General features: G+C 74.0%; 11 protein-coding genes. All 11 read left to right on the plus strand.

Annotated elements, in window-relative coordinates; translation table 11 throughout:
• Nucleotides 1-2: 2 nt before the first annotated feature.
• On the plus strand, nt 3-812 hold the full coding sequence (locus ACIBJC_RS00815; RefSeq protein ID WP_399285888.1) for a class I SAM-dependent methyltransferase: 810 nt from the start codon (nt 3-5) through the stop codon (nt 810-812).
• Nucleotides 813-833: 21 nt separating this feature from the next.
• The gene (locus ACIBJC_RS00820; RefSeq protein WP_399285890.1) at nt 834-1,445 is read left to right on the plus strand and encodes a phosphopantetheine-binding protein; all 612 of its coding nucleotides are present in this window, start codon (nt 834-836) and stop codon (nt 1,443-1,445) included.
• On the plus strand, nt 1,429-2,247 hold the full coding sequence (locus ACIBJC_RS00825; RefSeq protein WP_399285892.1) for a hypothetical protein: 819 nt from the start codon (nt 1,429-1,431) through the stop codon (nt 2,245-2,247). The genes ACIBJC_RS00820 and ACIBJC_RS00825 overlap by 17 nt, the downstream gene beginning before the upstream one ends.
• A gap of 87 nt (nt 2,248-2,334) precedes the next feature.
• Nucleotides 2,335-2,646 carry a helix-turn-helix transcriptional regulator gene (locus ACIBJC_RS00830; RefSeq protein ID WP_399285894.1) on the plus strand — a complete coding sequence of 104 codons (312 nt, stop codon included), beginning with the start codon at nt 2,335-2,337 and terminating at the stop codon, nt 2,644-2,646.
• A gap of 40 nt (nt 2,647-2,686) precedes the next feature.
• A complete protein-coding gene (locus tag ACIBJC_RS00835) occupies nt 2,687-8,305 on the plus strand; it encodes an amino acid adenylation domain-containing protein (protein WP_399285896.1) in 5,619 nt (1,872 codons plus the stop codon).
• Nucleotides 8,306-8,386: 81 nt separating this feature from the next.
• Complete coding sequence (locus ACIBJC_RS00840) at nt 8,387-10,216, plus strand: hypothetical protein (RefSeq protein WP_399285898.1); 1,830 nt, start codon at nt 8,387-8,389, stop codon at nt 10,214-10,216.
• Nucleotides 10,217-10,383: 167 nt separating this feature from the next.
• Nucleotides 10,384-11,208 carry a phytanoyl-CoA dioxygenase family protein gene (locus ACIBJC_RS00845; RefSeq protein WP_399285900.1) on the plus strand — a complete coding sequence of 275 codons (825 nt, stop codon included), beginning with the start codon at nt 10,384-10,386 and terminating at the stop codon, nt 11,206-11,208.
• A 43-nt stretch (nt 11,209-11,251) separates the two neighbouring features.
• A complete protein-coding gene (locus ACIBJC_RS00850; protein WP_399285902.1) occupies nt 11,252-14,641 on the plus strand; it encodes an amino acid adenylation domain-containing protein in 3,390 nt (1,129 codons plus the stop codon).
• Between the two features lie 14 nt (nt 14,642-14,655).
• Entirely contained in the window at nt 14,656-14,886 is a 231-nt protein-coding gene (locus ACIBJC_RS00855; RefSeq protein WP_399285904.1) for an MbtH family protein, read from the plus strand.
• On the plus strand, nt 14,879-15,895 hold the full coding sequence (gene gntD, locus ACIBJC_RS00860; protein ID WP_399285906.1) for a guanitoxin biosynthesis L-enduracididine beta-hydroxylase GntD: 1,017 nt from the start codon (nt 14,879-14,881) through the stop codon (nt 15,893-15,895). The genes ACIBJC_RS00855 and gntD overlap by 8 nt, the downstream gene beginning before the upstream one ends.
• Complete coding sequence (locus ACIBJC_RS00865) at nt 15,892-20,061, plus strand: amino acid adenylation domain-containing protein (protein WP_399285908.1); 4,170 nt, start codon at nt 15,892-15,894, stop codon at nt 20,059-20,061. The genes gntD and ACIBJC_RS00865 overlap by 4 nt, the downstream gene beginning before the upstream one ends.
• Nucleotides 20,062-20,327 lie beyond the last annotated feature (266 nt).

The raw sequence follows: 20,327 nt of genomic DNA on the forward strand, positions 1-20,327 counted from the left end.
CCATGCTGCGCCGCTACAAGGACTTCGCCGTGGATCTCGACATCCGGCGGGACGCCTTCATCGACGCGCCGCGCGCGGAACAGCGGCGCTGGGTGATCCATCGCGCCGTCGACGAGCTGGCCGAGCAGCTACGTCATCTCGACGTCATCGCGCCGGACTTCATCGGCGGCACCACGCGCGGCGAGATCCACGCGAACTGGCACGAGAGCGAGGCCGACTACCACGACGACCAGCTCCTCATCGAGGGCCAGCAGGTGATGCAGGACTGGGAGGAACGGCTCATGCACCGCATGGCGGAGCGTGTGACCGCCACCCACGGCGACATCCTGGAGATCGGGTTCGGCCTCGGACTGTCGGCGACCTTCATCGAGGAGCAGGGGGTGCGTTCGCACACCATCGTCGAGTACAACGACGGCGTGCTCGACAAGGCCCGGCAGTGGGCCGCCGAGCGCCCCGGTTCCGACATCGAGCTGCTGCGGGGGCACTGGCAGGCCGCCCTGCCGCGACTCGGTGACTTCGACGGCATCCTGTGGGACGCCTTCCCCACCAGCGAGGCCGAGTTCGACCAGTACGTGCTGCGGGACAGCACGGTCGCGGAGGCGTTCTTCTGCGAGGCCGCCGCCCACCTGCGCTCCGGCGGGGTCTTCACGTACTACACCAACGAGCGGGACTCGCTGAGCCGCCGGCACCAGCGTGGGCTGCTGCGGTACTTCTCCTCGTTCGCGGTGGAGGTCGTGGACGGTCTCCAGCCGCCGCCGGACTGTCAGTACTGGTGGACGGACCGGATGACCGTCGTGACCGCGACCCGCTGAGCAGTGGCAGAAAGGAACTCCGTGTCCTTCCCCGGAATCGCCGGCCTCTCCCCTTCCCAGCTCGACGCGCTGGAGGACCTCCTCACAGCGGGTGGCACCGCGTCGCGGGAGAACGCCCTCGCCGAGCTGACCGTCTACTACGTGCCGGAGCCCGGGTCGCCGCCCGGCGAGGCGGAGCTGCGCGCCCACACCGCGCGGCTGCTGCCGGACGAGGCGGTGTGTCTGCGCTTCGTCCCGGTCACGGACCTGTCGTCACCGTCGGGGGACGCGACCCTCGGGGACACCGGCGAGCGGCCTGACGACGCCGCGTCCGAGGACGCCGTGGCGCCCGCCGGTGACCTTCAGCGCTGGCTGGCCGCGATCTGGGCCGACGTGCTCGACGCGCCCGTCGCACGGGTGGACGCGGACTTCTTCACGCTGGGCGGGAGTTCGCTGCGCGCCGTGCGGGTCCTCGCCCGTGTCCAGGCCGTCCTGGGCATCGAGCTGCCGGTGGCGACCCTGTTCGGTCACCGCACCGTGGCCGCTCTCGCGGAGGCCGTCGAGGCGCGCTCCGCCGAGGTGCCCCGCTTCGCCGAGATCGTGGCCGTGGCCGCCGAGGTGTACGGGGAGGAAACCGATGCCGGGCAGCGGTGACGCGAGGTCCGCCTGGGCTCCGCTCGTCCCGGACGCCGACGGGGATGTGGTGCTCGCGGTGGACTTCGCCACGACGGGGCGGCGCGAGGCGACGTTCGCCGAACTCGCCGGGCTGCTGCCGGGCTCGCTCGACGTACGGCAGGCGGTGCCGCCGCCCGACGCGGCACCGGAGGACGACCGGGCGCGGCACCACCTGGACTGGTGGGCCGGCCAGGTGGTGTACGGGCCCGCCGCCCGCCCGGTGCGCGCGGTGCTCGGCTACTGCGCGGGGAGCGTGTTCGCCGCGCGTCTGGCGGACCTCGTGGAACGCCGGCAGGGCGAGCGGCCGGCTCTGCTGCTCTTCGACCCGGAAGTGCCCGCGGTGGCGAGCCTCGACCGGGACATCCGCGTGGCGGTGGACGGGATGGACGGAGTGAGCGACGGGGAGCGGGCCGAACTGCGCCGCGGGATCGGCCGGATCCGCGACGCGGCGGGCGACGACTTCGACAAGGCGGCGGAGGCGTTCGTCGCCCTGTACCGCGAGGCGTACGGGACCGTCCTCGCGCGTATGGGCGTCGGCGGTGACTTCGCCGAACAGCTCACGAGGCTGTTCCGTTCCTACACCGGGTACCTCTCGGCGGCGCGGGCCCTGGGGCCGGGGCCCGGCTGGGCGTCGGCGACCTCTCTGCTCTCCACGGGCCGGACCGGTGGGCTCACCGGACGGGAAATCCGGTTCCCGGTCGGTCAGGAAGATCTTCTGCGCGACCCCGAAGTGGTCCGGACCGCTTACGAACTGATATCACCGACGGAATTCACCGGGTGACCACCCATCATGAGCCGCTGGAAAAGTCAAGAGGGCCCGAAATGGCGACCGCGAGCCAAGTGCCCTATATTTGACGTCCGTTGAGGGTTGACCGAGCTCGATTTTGCCGATGATCCGCAGGGGGAACGTGCGTTGCACAGGTCAGCGAGTAAACCCGAAGATGGGGCACACGTGAACGGCCAGAGCGTGTCGCCCAGAGAACTCCAGGTCGTGAAATACGTCGCCCGGGGTTTTACATACAGTCAGATCGCCACCCGGCTGGGAATCAGCGTACATACCGTCAATACCTATATTCGACGAGTACGTCAGAAATGTGAAGTGGAAACGCACGCGGATATCGTCCGCCTCGGAATTTCATTGACGAATGACATGGGCGGCTCGGGCGCCGCTGCCGCGTGATGTGCGACCGGGCGGACCAACGGGGAAGGGTGGGGCGCGCATGTCCGAGAATGGTGGATCCCGGAGCGTCGCGGGGCTGGTCGAAGCCGTCCGGCGGCACGCGGAGTCGGCCCCTGACGCGGTCGCGGTGGCGTATCCGGCGGAGGGGAGCACGCTCACCTATCGCGAGCTGGACCGGCGGGCCGCCCGGCTCGCCGGTGACCTCGCGTCGCGGGGCGTGCGCCCCGGGGACCATGTGGTGCTCTGTCTGCCACCGGGCGCGGATCTGGTGGTGGCCTTCCTGGCGGTCGTACGGGCCGGCGCCGCGTACGTACCGCTGGACCCCGGGCATCCGGACGAGCGGCGGCGGCTGATCGCACGCGACTGCGCTGCGCGGGCCGTCGTCACCCTGTCCCGGTTCGCCGACGCCCACGCGGACACGGGCCCGACCGTGATCGCCCTCGACGCCGCGGCCGAGCGGATCGCGGGCAGGGACAGCACCTTCGCCCCGGTGTCCGTGGGCCCCGAGGCGACCGCCTACGTGTGCTACACCTCCGGGACGACCGGCACGCCCAAGGGCGTCGTCGTCCCGCACCGCGCCGTCCTGGACCTGGTGAACTCCACGGACTACGTCCGCATCGAGGCGGACGACAAGGTCGCGCAGGCGGCGAACCCCGCCTTCGACGCCATCACGTTCGAGATCTGGGCCACGCTGTGGGCCGGCGCCACGGTCGTCGGGCTGGAGAAGGACGTCATCCTGGACCCGATCGCCTTCGAGACGGCGGTGCGCGACCACGGGGTGACCGTGCTCTTCCTGACCACCGCGCTCTTCCAGCAGATCGCGAACGAACGGCCGTCGGCCTTCGCCCCGTTGCGCACCCTGCTCTTCGGCGGCGAGGTGTGCGACCCCCGTACCGTACGGCGCGTACTGGACGCCTCTCCCCCCGCCCGGCTGCTGAACGTCTACGGGCCGACGGAGGCCACCACCTTCGCCACCTGGCACGAGATCGGCGCGCACGAGGACACCACCCGGCCCATCCCCATCGGCACGGCGATCGGCGCCACCGTCACCCGCGTGCTGGACGACCACGGCTCTCCGGTGGGGCCGGGCGGCACTGGGGAGCTGTACCTCGGCGGCCCCTGTCTCGCCCTGGGCTATCTGGGCCAGGACGGCCTGACCGGGGAGCGCTTCGTACCCGACCCGGCCGCCTCCGCCGGGAGCCCGGGTCCAGGCGACGGGGACGGGGACGGGGACGGCAGGGAGGACAGGGAGGACAGGCTCTACCGCACGGGAGACCGGGTCACGGTGCGCGAGGACGGCGCCCTCGTCTTCCAGGACCGCGTCGACAACCAGGTGAAACTGCGCGGCTTCCGTATCGAACCGGGCGAGATCGAGGCGGTGCTCGTCGGACATCCGAGCGTCGCCCAGGCCACCGTGGTCCCGCGCCGGACCCCGACCGGCGACAAGAGCCTCGCCGCGTACGTCGTGCCCGCCACGTCGGGAACCGCGGATGTCGACGCGCTGACGGCCGAGTGGCACGAGATCTACGAGACGCTCTACAGCGAGCCGGACACGGCGGGCTTCGGCGAGAACTTCGTCGGCTGGAACAGCAGTTACGACCATGCGCCCATCCCCCGGCACGAGATGCGCGAATGGCGCGACGCCACCGTGGCGCGCATCCGTGAACTGGACACCCGGCGCGTCCTGGAGATCGGTGTGGGCACCGGGCTGCTCCTGGCGCACCTGGCGCCCGGCGCCGAGGAGTACTGGGCCACCGATTTCTCCGGGACCGTGCTCGACGCGCTCCGGCTCCAGCTCCACGAACGGCCCGAGCTGCGGGACAAGGTGACCCTGCGCTGCCAGGCCGCCGACGTCACCGCCGGGCTGCCGCGCGGCCACTTCACGGCCGTCGTGCTCAACTCGGTCGTCCAGTACTTCCCGGACGCCGGCTATCTGCGCGCCGTGATCGAGGGCGTCCTGCCGCTGCTGGCCCCCGGCGGCTGTGTGTTCCTCGGCGACCTGCGCAACGCCGCACTCCAGCACCACATGCAGACCGGGGTGGCCCTGGCCCCCGGCGGCACGGAGCGGGAGGCCGAAGCCGTGCGCCGGGAGATCCACGAACGCGTCACCGTGGAGACCGAACTGCTCCTCGACCCCGGCTTCTTCGACATCCTGGCGCGCGATCTGCCCGGCATCCGCTCCACCGACGTCCGCGTCAAACGCGGCCGGTGCCACAACGAGCTGACGCGCTACCGCTTCGACGCGGTGCTGGGTACCGCTCCGCCCGCCGCCGACCTGCGGGAGGCGCCCCGGGCCGACTGGGGGCAGGACATCGCCGACGCCGAGGAACTGGCCCGCCATCTGAAGGAACACCGGCCCGCCCGGCTCCGTGTCACCGGCGTGCCCGACGCGCGCACCGCGCGGGAACGGGCGGCCACGGCCGCGCTCGACGGAGGTGCCCCGGTGGCCGCCGCCCTGGCGGCCCTGTCGTCGCCGCCCGCCGTCGGCGCGGGAGGGGCCGGCGACCCGGAGGAGCTGTGCGCGCTGGCCGAGCGCATGGGCTACCAGGCCCTGGCGACCTGGTCGGGTGCGCGGGGTACCGACGGATCACCCGACGGATCGCTGGACGTGGTGCTGCTCGACCCCCGGCATCTCCCGCCGGGCCGGCTGACATCCGTGTTCGTCACCGCGGAGGACGACCCCCGCGAGCTGGGCGACTGCGCCAACACCCCGACCGCCTTCGACCGTACCGTCGACCCGGCTCTCGTACTCCGCAGATACCTGCGGGACCACCTTCCCGACTACATGGTCCCCGCCACCCTCACGACGCTGGACGCCATGCCGCTCACCACCAACGGCAAGGTGGACCGCAACGCGCTGCCCGAACCCGTACGCGGTGAGTCCGCCCCCGGGCTGCCGCCCGCCACCCCCCTCGAAGAGACCCTGTGCGACCTCTTCGCCGACACCCTCGGCATGCCCCGGCGCGACCTCCACGCCGACTCGGACTTCTTCCTGTCCGGCGGGCACTCCCTCGCCGGCGCACGGCTCCTCTCCCGGCTGCGGACCACCCTGGGGGTCGACCCCGGCGGACGCGCGCTGTACGAGGCCCCCACACCGGCCGCGCTCGCCGCGCTCCTCGGCGAGGAGACCGCCCGGGCACACCAACCTGACGGCGTCCCGGGGCGGGAGGCGCCCGCAGCCGAATCACCCGAACCGGACGCGGACACCTGCCGGTTGCTGCCGCTGCGGCTGACCGGGCCCCTGGACACGGAGGCCCTGCGCACCGCGCTGCGGGATGTGGCACGGCGCCACGAGATGCTCCGCGCCACGTTCACCGCCACCGGGCGGCGCGGCGGCGGTGCGCGCGCGACCGGCGCCCCCGACGCGGTCCGTGTCGACCTGCCGGTCCTCCGTACGCCGTCCGGGACCGGCGTCGCCGACGTGTTGCGCGCGGCGGGGCGCCCGCTCCCCGATCCGTACGGCACCACCCCTCCGTGGCGGGCCGAACTGCACGAAGTGGGTCCCGACGACCATCTGCTCCTGGTCCGGCTGCACCCGTGGCTCGCCGACGTCTGGTCGCTCGCGCCGCTCGGCGCCGATCTGCTGGAGGCCTACCGCTCCCGGGTGAACGAACACGCCCCGCGCTGGGAGCCGTTGCCCCCGCTCGGCCCGGAGCCCGGGAAGCGGGTCGCGGCACCGGACGCGGTACGGCCCACTCCCCTGCCCACCGCCACCTCCACCTCCACCTCCACCTCCACCTCCACCTCCACCTCCAACGCTGCCACCGCCGCCGGACGACGAGCGGACGACGGCGTCCCGGGGCACGGCGTCCACCGCGCCCGTATCCGGGCCGACCTGCACGGTCGGCTCGCCGCGTACGCCGCGGAGCACGACACCACCCTGTCCGCGCTGCTGCACGCGGCGCTGGCCGCGCTCCTCACCCGGCGCGGCGCGGAGGGCCCGATCGTCACCACGGTCCCCGTCGCACGGTCCGGCGGCCCGGCCGCCCGCCGGACCGTGGCCCCGCTGACCACCGCCCGCGCCCTGCGGGTCGACACCTCCGACGACCCGGCGTTCGGTGTCCTCGTCCGGCGGGCGCACGAGGCGGTGGTCCACGCCTGCCTCCGGCCGGGCGCTGAGCCGGCCCTGCCGGGGGGCGTCGCACTCGCCCTGTGGCGCCCGGCCCTCCCGTCCGCCGAGGTCGCGGGGGTGGAGGCGGCGGCCGAGCCGGCGCCCGCTCCGTGCGACGGGGCCGACCTGAGCCTGGTGCTGACGGAGGAGCAGAGCCACACCGGCGCCCGCGAGGGCATCGGCGTCACGGCGTTCTTCCGGGGCGAGGAGGTGGCCGGGGAGACCGCGGCCGGCCTGGTCGACGCGTGGATCACGCTTCTCGACTCGGCCATGGACGACCCCGAACGGCCCGTCGGCCGCCTCGACCTGATCGCCCCCGCGGCCCTGGAGCGGGCGCAGAGGCAGTGGAACGGCGACGAACAGCCCCTGGAACCGGGCACGGTGGCACGGCTGCTGGACGCGACGATCCGTGAGGCCCCCGGCACCCCGGCGCTGGAGCGCGCCGACGGTACGGGACCGGCCGGCACGGTGGTCACGGTGGTCACGTACGGGGAGCTGGCCCTGCGCGCCCAAGGCGTCGGCGCGACGCCGACGGGGCGGGAGGCCGGTCCCGGAGGGCCGCCGTCGCTGTTCGCCTCCCCGGTCGACCACGTGGCCGCCCTGGTGGCCGCCGCCCGGGCCGGAGCCGACGGGGGCCTCGTCCTCCACGGCGAGGCGGGGGCGGTCGCGGGCGGTTGCCGGATCGGGGCGCGACGTGTGGACGCCGCGGCGGCGTACCGCCGGCAGACGCTGCCGGGCGCGCGCGCCGCCTGGCTGGCCGAGGGCACGTACGGCGGCAGCGCGGGGGCGGTGGACCTCCTCGCGGCGCTCGCCGCGGGCAACACCGTGCTCGTACCCCGGCCGGACGCGCTCGGGGACCCGCGGGCGCTCGCCGCCTGGCTGGCGGAGAGCGGGGCGCGGGACGCGATGGCCGGGCAGGAGACCGCGCTGCGGCTGTGCCACGCGATCGCCGCGCGCGACCGGCGTCCCGAGGCGCTGCGCTCCCTCACCGTGACCGGCGACGCGTACGACCCCGATCCCGCGCTGGTCCGCGCCACCCGGGACCTCGGTCTGCGTCTCGTCCACCGCGGCGGACCGGAGGAGGCGCGCCTGGTACGCGTCCACGGCACGGACGGCGGGGTGAAGGTCGCCCCGAACCACCACATGTACGTGCTGGACGCCGCGCTGCGCCCGGTGCCGCCCGGCTCCACCGGCGCGCTCTGTGTCGCGGGCGCGGGCGTGGCCTCCGGCTACCCGGACCTGCCGGGGGACACCGCTGAGCGGTTCCTCCCCGACCCCTACCGGCGGCCGGGCGCCCGGATGTGGCGCGCGGCCCGCGCCGCGCGGCGGTGCGCGGACGGCCGGGTCGAGGTGCTCGCCGAGCCCTGGCCCGAGGACCCGTACGAGGACGAGTACGGCACCTTCCGGGTGGTCGAGAACGAGGCGGGGCGCCGCGCGGTGTGGCCCAGCGGCCTGTCCGTCCCCGCCGGCTGGCGCGAGGTGCACGCCGAGGACCTGCGCGAACTGTGCCGGGAGTACGTCGTCGAGCACGCCGCGGACGGCGCCTGACCCCCACCCGCACCCACGGGGCGGAACGCGCGCCGGCGCGCGCCGACTTCTACCGAGGCCCTCCAGGAATCGAGGCATCCCATGAGTTCCGCCGAGGCGGTCTTCCTGCCGTGCAAGTCGCTGGACGAGTACCGGGCCGCGGTGGCGCGGTTCGCGGACTCCGCCACGTCCCCCGTGCCGGTGTGGACCGGGGCGCGGGAGGACCTGTTGGACGGCGTCGCGCTCGCCGAGGACGTCTACCCCGCCCGCCGGGCGGTCCGGCCGTGCGCCACCGGTGTCGTCCTCGGCACCGCCCTCCCCGAGCCCGTCCTGCGCGCCGCCCGCCCCCTCGCCCTGACCTGGGTGACCGACGTGGACGACCTGCCCGGGTCCGGCTCGGTGCTGGTCGTCGGCGCGTACCCGGAGCTGACCGCCGAGAAGCTGCGGCCCCTGGTCGACGCCACGCACCGCTCGTCGCGGAACCTGTTCCTGCTCACGGGACGTGACGTGCACAGTGTGAGCTGGATGATCGCCAAGCAGTACGCCGCGCCGGACGCCCGGGGGCCGGTCGGGATGTTCTCCGCGCTGGACTCGGCGTCCCCGGTGCCCGGTGTGGAGTGGTTCGGCGCCGACGACATGCGCCACCGCGACATCCAGGGGCTCGCCCTGAACCGGGTGTGGCGCCGTCTGCTCTTCCACGGCAACGGCACCGAGGACCAGTTGCACCTGGGCCAGTTCACGGTGTGCGGCCTCAGCCCCGCCGGGGACCGGGAGCCGGGGCGGCAGGGACCGAAGTGCGCCTTCGGGCTCGGATGCGTCAAGCCGGAGGACAAGCTGGTGCCGGCGCGTGCGGTGCGGGCGGCCGAACTCGTCCTCGCCAACTGCTTCAGCGGCCCGTTCGCCGACCACGGGGCGTACGACCCGAAATACCTCGGTCTGCTGGCCGCCGTGGACGGGGCGGCCCAGACCGTCGTGGCCACCCTCTTCGCGTGCGACGCGCAGCGCCCGGAGGTCCTCGCCTGGCTGGGAGCCGCCGACCGGGGCAGCGCCGCGCGGGCCCTCAACGACCGGCTCGCCGACATCAACCCCTACCCCGCCTTCGTCCAGGTGGGGCTCCAGGCACCCGCGGCCCACGAGCCGGTCGTGCCCGGCGACGACATCGAGGACCGCGACGCCGCGGGGTCGTACCTGCGCGAGGTGGGGGGACGGCTGTCGGGCCTGCTGGACAGCGGGCTGACGGCGCAGGACCACCCGCTGCGTCCTCGGCTGCGCCCCCTCGCTGACACCGTGCTGCGCGACACGGTGCGTACGGTCACCGGTTCCGCTCCGGAGCGGCGGGCGGCGCTCGCGGCGCTCGCGAAGGAGGTGACCTCGCTCGACCTGGCGCTGGCACAGCGGTTCGCCAAGCACCGCGACGACCCGGTGTTCGACTTCTCGACGTACTTCGGCGAACGCAGCGTCGCGGAGGAGTGGACCGCCCTCGACGCGGCGTGCGCGTGCGGCAGCCCGCTGGACGGCTATCTGCACCGGGGGGTGGTGCCCCAGGTGACGGACACGGTGCGCGGAGTCTGCGCGCGGTGCGGCGACGTGTACAACGCGCTCGTGGGGGCGCCGCTGCTGCGCGTCGACACCCCGATCGGCGGTGCGCCGGGGACGAGCGTCACAGTGCGGGTCGAGGCCGTGGCGCAGCGGGCGGGGACGGTCAACCTGGGCATCGTGCCGTCACCGACCATCCGCGTACGGGTGCGGCCGACGCTGCGGCGCGTGGAGGTGGCGGCGGGGCAGTCCGCGCGGGCGGAATTCACGGTCGAGATCGAAGAGGACGCCGTACCGCAGTTGTACTGCCTGCTGCCCTTCGCGGTGCACGACCTGGGAATCGCGGTGAGCCGCGTCTACTTCGCCGTCGCGCCGGACGAGCGCGAGCGGGAATGAGCGGGAGGTAGGACGCGGGTTCCACCGGTGCCCGGAGGGTATTTCGGCATGCGCCCGAATTCACCCGCGGTGTCAAGTCCCGTTTTTCCGTGACTCAACAGGCCGTCACCGTCATTGAAATCCTGCGAAGGCACGAGAGACCTCCGATCAGAGAGGCAGGCTTTCCGTTGCTGACCGAGAAACAGATCGAGCAGTACGAGGAGGACGGATATCTTCTGCTGCCCCGGTACCTGGACCACGCGGAACTCGACGTACTGCGCGGAGAACTCCCCGTGGTTTTCGACGAGGACTCGCCCCGGCGGGTCCTGGAGGAGGGCAGCGGCGTCGTGCGCGGAGTGCACGGTGTGCACGAGACCAACTCCGTGTTCCGTACGCTGGTGCGGCTTCCCAGGCTGGTCGAGCCGGCGCGTCAGTTGCTGGGCAGTGACGTCCATGTGTTCCAGTTCAAGATAAACGCGAAACTCGCTCTCGTGGGTGATGTGTGGGAATGGCATCAGGATTACCGGTTCTGGCGCGACGAGGACGGAATGCCGACCGACCGGGCGCTCAGCGTGGCGGTACTGATGGACGACGTGGACGAGTTCAACGGCCCTTTGATGTTCGTCCCCGGGTCGCACCGGGACGGGCTCTGCGCCGTCGACAGGCGTGACACGGACTGGACCCAGACCCTCACGTCGAAGCTGAAGTACTCACTGCGCGTGGAGGCGCTGGCGTCCGCCGCCAAACAGCGGGGAATCGTGGCGCCCAAGGCCCCGGCGGGGTCCGTGCTGCTGTTCCACAGCAACATCCTCCACGGTTCCGGGCCCAATATGTCCCCGGACAACAGGACCATGGTGCTGATCAGTTACAACAGCGTGGAGAACCCGCTGCGCGATGTGCCCCACCCGCGCCCCGAGTTCCTCGCGAGCCGCGCCCCCGACCCGGTGGTGACCGTCGGGGACGACGCGCTGGCCGCCGGATTCCCGCGCGCCCAGGGCGTGTTTCGAAAGTAGCGCCGGACCTCTCGTTCGGATCTTGCCTGGAGGAGACACCGCCATGAGTGTGGACAGTCGCGAGGAGCGGATCGCCGCGCTGCTCGCCCAGCGGGGCCTCACCCGGCCGGGCGGGGACGGCCCGGCAGCGCCCGGGGACCGGAGCCGTGGCCCCCTCTCCCGGGGGCAGCGGCGGATGTGGCTGGCGCAGACGATGCGGCCGGACAGCGCCGCGTACAACGTCGCTTCGGCCTGGCGGGTCGAAGGCGACGTGGACGAGCCTGCGCTCGTACGCGCCCTGGAGCGGCTGTGCCTGCGCCACGCGGCGCTGCGGACCATTTTCCGCGCGGCGGGAGAAGCGCTGGAGCAGGTCGTGCTCGATGCCCCGCCCGAGGTGGAGATCGTGGAACTCGGCGCCGCGGCCCCGGACCACGACGACGAGGCCGCTCTCGCGGCGGCGCTCGCGGAGCGGGCCGGCACCCCGTTCGACCTGGCACAGGCGCCGCCGGTGCGGCTGACGCTCTACCGGCACCCCGGACACCGCTGGACGCTCGGCATGGTGCTGCACCACATCCTCGTCGACGACTGGTCCCTGGGGATCCTCCAGAGCGATCTGGCCGCGCTCTACCGGTCCGCCCGCGACGGCGACCAGGCGGACGGCGCCCCGGGCCCTTCGTACCTGGACTGGGCGGAGCGGGAGCAGGAGCGGCGGGACCTGACGCGGCCCCAGGTGCGGTACTGGGCCGAGCGGTTGCGGGACGCTCCCCGGCGCATGGACCTGCCCGTCTCCGGTCCGCCCGGGGACTCCCCTGCGGCTCGGGTCCGTGTCCCGGCCCGCCCCGCCGCGCTCGGCGCGCTGCTGGACCTCGGCCGCGCGGAGGGCTGTTCCCCGTTCACCGTGCTGCTCACGGTGTGGGCCACCCTGCTGCACCGGGTCACCGGGGAGCGGGACATGGTGGTCGGGACCCCTGCCACGCTGCGTGACCGGCCCGAGACCCACCGGACGGTCGGCTTCTTCCTCAACACGTTCGCGCTGCGGCTCGCGGTACCGGCCCACGCCTCCTTCCGGCGGATGCTGGCCCACACCTCCGACGCCCTCGCCGGGGCCCACACCCACGGCGCCGCCCCCTACGACGCGGTCGTCGAAGCCGTGGACCCGCCACGGCAGGACGTACGTCACCCGCTGTTCCAGGTGTGGTTCGCCGCCGAGGGCGAGGGCGTGGACCCCCTGGAGCTGGACGGTGCCACGTGCCGGGAGATCCCGGCCGGGGGCGGCGACGCCAAGTTCGACCTGGCGCTGTTCGCCACCGGCGCCGGGGACTCCACCCGGCTGACCCTGGAGTACGACGCGTCGATGTTCGACCGGGACGCGATGGAGGGGATGGCCGGCCGGCTGGGCCGGCTCGCCGACGCCCTCGCCGCCTCCCCCGACGCCCCGCTCGCCGATCACGACCTGCTCGGCCCCGCCGAACGCGACCTGGTCCTGCGCGTCTGGAACGACACCGGGACCGCGCCCTCCCCCGTACCGCTCGCGCACCAGTGGTTCGAGCGCCGGGCGGCGGCCGAGCCCGGCCGTACGGCGCTGGAGCAGGACGGCCGGCAGGTGACGTACGGCGAACTCGACGCGCTGGCCGAGGCGGTGGCCCACGCTCTGCGCGAGGCGTCGGTGCGGCCGGGTGACTTCGTGGCCGTGGCGGTGCGCCGCTCCCCCGCCATGGTCGCCGCGGTCCTGGGTGTGCTGAAGGCGGGCGCCGCGTACGTGCCCCTCGATCTCGATCATCCGGCGGGACGCCTCGCCATGATCCTCGATGACACGGCCGCCCCCGTGGTGCTCGTCGACGCGCACACCCGCGCCGCGCTGCCGCCGACCTCGGCGCGTCTCCTGGACGTCTCCGAGGTCCGCGGGCGGGCACCCGCCGTGCCCGGCCCGGTGCCGCGGATCCCGGCGGACGCGGTGGCGTACGTGACGTACACCTCGGGATCCACCGGCCGTCCCAAGGGCATCTGCATGCCGCACCGGGCGGTCGGCAACCTCGTCGGCTGGCAGCTCGAACGCTACGCCCCGGTGCCGCCGGGGCAGCGGACCCTCCAGTTCGCCTCGCTGAGCTTCGACGTCTCCTTCCAGGAGATCTTCTCGACCTTCGCTGGCGGCGGGACGCTCGTCCTCATCTCGGAGGACCAGCGGCGCGACGTCCACGGCCTGGCGGGGCTGCTCACCGCGCTCCGCGTGGAGCGGCTCTTCATCCCGGCGGCGGCGCTCCAGCAGATGGCCGAGGGACACCGGGCGGGCGGTGGGCTCCCGGAGACCCTGCGGACGGTGATCTCCGGATCGGAACAGCTCGTCGTCACGGACGACCTGCGTCATCTGTTCGCCGACCTGCCGGACGGACGGCTGCACAACGAGTACGGCCCCTCGGAGACCCATGTCACCACGGCGCACGCCCTCGCGCGCGATCCGGCCGGTTGGCCCGCGTGGGCGCCGGTCGGACGGCCCGTCACCGCGTCCCGCGTGTATCTGCTGGACGCGTGGGGACGTCCGGTGCCCGTCGGCGTCGTCGGGGAGCTGTGCGTGGGCGGCGTCGGCCTGGCCCACGGTTATCTCGGCATGCCCGCCGCCACCGCCGCCGCCTTCGTGCCCGACCCGTTCTCCGGCGAGCCGGGCGCCCGCCTGTACCGGACCGGCGACCGGGCGCGGTACCGGCCCGACGGCACCCTAGAATTCCTCGGCCGCGCCGACGACCAGGTGAAGATCCGCGGCTACCGCGTGGAACTCGGCGAGGTCCGGACGGTGCTGGAGGAGCACCCGGAGGTGGGCACCGCCTTCGTCCGGGTGTGGGGCGAACGCTCCGCCGACCGGCGGCTCGTGGCGTACGCGACCCCGCCGCCGGGGGCGGACCCGGACGAGGAGGGGCTGCGCGAGTACCTGCGGGCCCGGCTGCCCGCGTACATGGTGCCCGCCGCGTACGTCCTGCTGGAGAAGTTCCCGCTGACGGTCAACGGCAAGGTCGACCAGCGGAGGCTGCCGGAGCCGCGCTTCGGCTCCGCCCGGCGGAGCGACGGGGAGCGCGTCGAGCCGCGCGGCGAGCGGGAACGGCGCGTCGCCCACCGGTTCGCGGCCGTCCTCGGCACGGACGCGGTGGGGCGGGACGAGGACTTCTTCCGGCTGGGCGGCAGTTCCCTGCTGGTGGCACGGCTGCTGACGAACATCCGGGAGGAGTTCTCGGTCACCGTGCCCTTCACAGGCTTCTTCGGCGACCCCACGGTCGCGGGCCTCGCCGGGCTCGTGGCACGGGCCGAAACCGGAGAGGGGACCGAGGCCGGAGAGGGGACCGCGCGGGACGAGGCCGGCGCGACGGGCGCCGCGGACGACGGCGCGGGTCTCGCACGGCTGGACATGCTGCTCGACGAACTGCTGGGCCCCGCCGGTGATCCCGGCGCGGAACGGCCCGAGTGAGGAGGAACGGCTCCATGGAGAACACGGACAGCGACGAGGGCGTGGAGAGCGCCTGGTTCGTGGTGGTCAACGACGAGGACCAGCACTCGGTCTGGGCGGTCGGCCGCCCCGTTCCCGACGGCTGGCGGACCGTGGGAGAGGCGAAGGACAAGGCCGCCTGCCTGGCCTACATCGACGAGCACTGGACCGATATGCGCCCCAAGTCGGTACGCGGCGCCCTGGCGAGCGGAGGACACCATGGCTGAGACCGCCGGCCTGCCCGAAGGGGAGGACGTGAGCGCGCCGGGAGCCCCCGGCATCGAGCTGACCCTGACGGACGCCGAGCGCCGGGTGGTGGAGGACGTCACGTCCCGGCTGGCCGGCGAGGTGCCCGCCTCGGCGCCGTACGAACTCTGCCGCGAGGCCCCGGTGATCGCCCATGAGCTGCCGGTCCGGCTCCGCCGGGCTCTGGGGAGACTGCGGCAGGACGGCCCGGCCGCCTACGCCCTCGTCCATGGCCTCGCGGTGGACGACGAGGCCATCGGCACCACGCCCCCGTCGTGGGGTGAGGGACCGGCGCGGGACCGCACCCGCCGCCAGGAGGTCCAGGCGGTGCTGATCGGCTCCCTGCTCGGCGAGGTCTTCGGCTGGCGGAGCCAGCAGGACGGTGCGGTGGTGCACGACGTACTGCCGATGCGGGAGTACGAGAACACCCAGATCAACTTCGCCAGCCAGGAGCCGATCTGGTGGCACACGGAGGACGCCTTCCACCCCTTCCGGCCCGACTACGTCGGCCTGCTGTGCCTGCGCAACCCCACGGCCGCCGCCACGACGGTGAGCTGCGCGGCCGACTGGGACCTGGGCGACCCTGCCTTCGACGTGCTCTTCGAGCCGAGGTTCCGCCAGCTCCCCGACCACTCGCACGGCGTGACGGGGGACGGGGCGGAGCGCCGCCCGGTGCTCTTCGGGCCGCGCGAGCGCCCGTACGCGTGTGTGGACCCGTACTTCCTGGAGCCCCCGGAGGACGATCGGCTGGCCGAGGTGCTGCGGCGGTTCTACGACACCGTGGAGGCTTCCTTGCGCCAGGTGGCGCTGGCGCCCGGCGACCTGCTGCTGGTGGACAACCGCAGCGCCGTGCACGGCCGCAGGCCGTTCGCCGCCCGGTACGACGGCAAGGACCGCTGGCTGAAGCGCATCAGCGTCAGCAGGGACCTGGGCCGCTGCTGGTCCGCCTGGAGCAAGGACACCCGGCACGTGCTCGTCGGCGACCGGTGACGGACACCGGACGGCCGCTGCCGGCGGAGGGCGCCCGCCCGTCCGCCGGCGGCCCCTTCGAGCGCCTCTCGCTCCTCCCGCCGGAGCGCCGGAGCGCGTTCCTCACCCGGGTCCGTGGCGACGAGCGGCTCGGTGACGAGGTCCTGCTGACCGCGGCGCAGCGGCGCATGTGGTTCATGGGGCAGTTGACGCCCGGCAGAGCCGTCTACACCATTCCGCTGGCGTACCGCTTCCGCGGACCGGTGGACGCCGCCGCGCTGCGCCGGGCGCTGCACGCGCTGGTCGAGCGGCACGAGATGCTGCGGATGCGGTACACGGAGATCGACGGGGTGCCGGTCCAGTTGCCCTCCGGGGAGCCGCTGCGGTGCCCCGTGACCGATCTGCGCGGGGCGGCATCGCCGGAGGAGGCGGCCGAGGAGGTGCGGCGGCGCGTCGAGGAGGCGGCCGACGCCCCCTTCCGCCTCGACGGGGGGCCGCTGGTGCGCGCCGGGATCCTGCTCACGCGGGAGGTCACGGTGCTGGTGCTGACGCTGCATCACAGCGTGGCCGACGGCTGGTCGCTGGAGATCCTCTTCGCCGACCTGGCCGCGCTCTACGACGCGGAGGCGGCCGGGCGGCGGGCGGCGCTGCCGGCGCCCCCGCACCGTTACGCGCAGCACGCCGCCTGGCAGCGTGCGTGGCTGGAGGGTCCGGAGGCCGCGGAGCAGATCGCCTACTGGCGGCGGCAGTTGGCGGGCGCGCCCGAACTCCTCGCGCTGCCCGCCGACCATGCGGACGTCCCGGGCGCGGCGGACGTCCCGGGCCCGGCGGACGGGGCGGGCGCGGCGGACGGGGTCGTCGGAGCCGCCGCGGAGCTGCCCGTGCGGACCGCCGCGCGGCTGCGGGAGCGCGGGCACGCCGAGGGCGCCACGCCGTTCATGGTGGTACTGGCCGCCTACTCCCTGGCGCTGCACCGGTTCACGGGGCAGGACGACGTGCTGGTCGGGTCGCCCGTGTCCGGCCGACACCGGCAGGAGGGCGAGGGAACGGTCGGGCTGTTCGTGAACACCGTCGTGCTGCGCAGTGTGCGGACGGGGGCGGAGACCTTCGCCGGGCTGCTGTCGCGCACGCGGCGCACCGCGCTGGACGCCTACGCCCACCAGGATGTGCCCTTCGACGTCCTGGTGGACGCGACGGGCGCGCGGCGGGTGCCCGGACACAATCCGCTCTTCCAGGCGTTCCTGTCCATGGAGGGCTTCACGGAGCATCCGGTGGCACTGGGCGGCGTGCCGGGTGAGGAGATCACACCGCCCGGCGGCGGCTCCCGCTTCGACGTGGACCTGTGGGTGAGCGAGCGGTTGGACGGCGGCCTGGCCCTGCGGCTGAGCCTGGCCGAAGAGCGCTTCGAGGAGGCGACGGCGCGGCGCATGCTGGACCATGTGGTCGCCGTCCTCACGGCGGTCGCCGACCACGGCACCGCGCTCGCTCTGTCCGGACTGGGGACGGCGGGCCGTCCCGCCGCCCTGCGGGGCGCGGCCCCCGCGGGACCGTCCGGGGGCACCGTGTGCGACCTGGTGGCGCGGCAGGCGGAACGCACCCCGGACGCCCTCGCCCTGGCCGCCGGCGCGGAGCGGCTGACGTACCGGCGACTGCACGAGGAGGCCCGCGCGTTCCGCGACCGGCTCGTGGCGCTCGGGATCGGCCCGGGCGACCGGGTGGGGATCCATCTGGAGCGGACCGCACGGCTGCCCGTCGCCGTCCTGGGCGTCCTCATGGCCGGGGCGGCCTACGTACCGCTCGACACCGCACTGCCCGCCGAGCGCCTGACCTGGGTCCTGGAGGACTGCGGTGTGCGCCTCGTGGTCACCGGTACGGACGCGGGGCAGGACACCGTCCGGGCGGCCGGGGTGCGCGCCCTGCGGGTCGACGGGAGCGGCGAGGACGGACCGGTGTCCCGGGAGCGGGGGCGGGACGGTGCGCGGGAGCCGGGGCGGGAGCGGGCACGAGTGCGGGACGGTGCGCGGGTGGGCCCCGCGGACCTCGCCTATGTGCTCTACACCTCGGGTTCGACCGGCCGCCCCAAGGGCGTGGCGGTCGAACACCGCAGTGTCGTCGCGATGGTCGAGTGGGCCCTGCGGACGTACACGGCAGAGGAGTTGGCGGGGGTGCTGGCCGCCACTCCGCTCTCGTTCGACATCTCCGTCTTCGAACTGTTCGTGCCGCTGGCCGGGGGCGGCACCGTGGTGCTCGCCGACGGCCTGGGCGGGTTGTCCGCGCCGCCGGACGGCGCCCCGCCGATCACCCTGGTCAACACGGTCCCCAGCCTCCTTCAGGATCATCTGCTGGAGCACTCGCTGCCCGGATCCGTCCGCACGGTGAACCTCGCCGGTGAGCCGCTGCCCGCCACGCTCGCGAGGACGGTGCACGCGCGTGGGCCGGTGCGGCGCGTCGCCAACCTCCGCGTCGTCAACCTCTACGGGCCGAGCGAGGACACCGTCTACTCCACCTGGAGCGAGGTACCGCCGGAGACGGCCCGGCCCGCGATCGGCAGGCCGGTGGACGGCTGTTTCGCCTACGTGCTCGACGAGCGCGGCGGTCCGCTGCCCGAGGGCGCGGTGGGCGAGCTGTACCTCGGCGGCGCGGGTCTGGCGCGCGGCTATCTCCACCGTCCCTCGCTCACTGCCGCGCACTTCGTGCCCGACCCGTTCACGTCGGACCCCGGCGGCCGGATCTACCGCACCGGGGATCTCGTGCGGCAGCGTCCCGACGGGGAGTTGGAGCATCTCGGCCGTGCGGACCACCAGATCAAACTGCACGGCCTGCGGATCGAGCCGGGCGAGATCGAACACGCCCTGCTGCGCTCGCCCGGTGTGCGCGGCGCGGCCGTCACCGCGTACGGGAAGGGCCCGGAGGCCCGGCTCGTGGCGTACGTGGCGGGTCCGGAGACGCTCGCCCCCCGCGCGCTGGCCACCGCGCTGCGCTCGCGGCTCCCCGCGCACCTGGTGCCGTCGCAGTACGTGGTCCTGCCCGCGCTCCCGCTGACAGCCAGTGGGAAGACCGACCGGCGGGCGCTGCCCGACCCCGGGGCGCCGGCCGGCCGGCCGGACTCGCCGCCGCCGCGCACGGCGGAGCAGCGTCTGGTCGCCGAGGTCTGGGGCGCGGTCCTCGGGCGCGAAGGGCTGCGTCTGGCGGACGACTTCTTCGTGCTGGGCGGCAACTCCCTGACGGCGCTGCGCGCGGTCGGCCGGCTGAACCGGGAGGCCGGTGCGCGGCTGGCCCCTGCCTCCTTGTTCGAGGCGCCGACCGTGGAGCTGTACGCCGGGCTGCTGGCGACGCCGGGTGCGCGGGGAGCGAAGGGGCCGGCGGGTGCGACACGGGTGACGGTCCTGCGGGAGGGCTCCGGCCGGGCGCCGGTGGTCTGCCTGCCGCCGGTGGGCGGGGACGTCCTGGGGTACGCCGAGTTCGCCACCGCCCTCGGCGCCGGCTTCCCGGTCCTCGGGGCCGTCGCTCCCGGTCTCGATCCCGTATGCGGCCCGCGCCCGCTGGAGTCCGTACCCGAGATGGCCGCCCACTACCTGACGTTGCTGCGCCAGGAGGGCGTCGACCGGCCGGCGGCGCTGGTGGGGTGGTCGATGGGCGGGGTGGTCGCGGTGGAGATGGCGCACCGGCTGCGGGCGGCGGGCGGTGTGGCGCCCCCGGTGGTGCTCATCGACAGCACTGTGCCAGGACCCGAGTTCGATGTCGCCGACCCTCTCGCCGAGTTCGGCGCCCATCTGGCCGCGGGGGCCGGGCTGACCGAGCACGTCCACGACGGGAAGTGGCCCGACGCGGCCGCGCTGCTGAGATGGGCGCGCCGGCGCGGCGTACTCGGCGAGGAGACGGAACTCGACGGGCTGCGGGCGCGGCTGGCGGTCTTCCGCGCCCATCTGGCGGCGCTGTCCCGGCATCGTGTCCCACCGCATCCGGGGCCGGCGCTCTATCTGGCCTGCCGTGACGAGCGGGCCGACGAGCGCTGGGAGCCGTGGCGGCCGGTGCTCGGCGAGGGCCTGACGGTCCGGGAGGTGCCCGGCGACCACCACAGTGTCATGCGCCGGCCTCATGTGTGGTCGGCCGCGCGGGAAACGCGGGCCTGGCTGAAATCGCTGCACGGAATGGAAAGCGAGCAGCGAGGCGAAACCGCCGGATGATACGACCGAAATTCCCCCCTCATCCCTTATGGACGACCAAGTCCGGCGTCATTAGGATTATCCCGAATCGCCAGTCGGCGGTTTTCCCTCACCGAAGGAGTTGCTGAAATGGCTCGTATGAAGGCGACGATCCTCCACGTCATGGGCCGCAACGACAAGGGGATGCGCCGCGTCGCCTACACCCCGATCGTCTGGCTCTGACCTTCCGAAACGGAGCCGTGGGTCCCGGCGCCACATCTCCGGGCCCCACGGCGCAGCGGGCGGGA

Source organism: Streptomyces sp. NPDC050509 (genome assembly GCF_044457965.1).
Classification (GTDB): Bacteria; Actinomycetota; Actinomycetes; order Streptomycetales; family Streptomycetaceae; genus Streptomyces.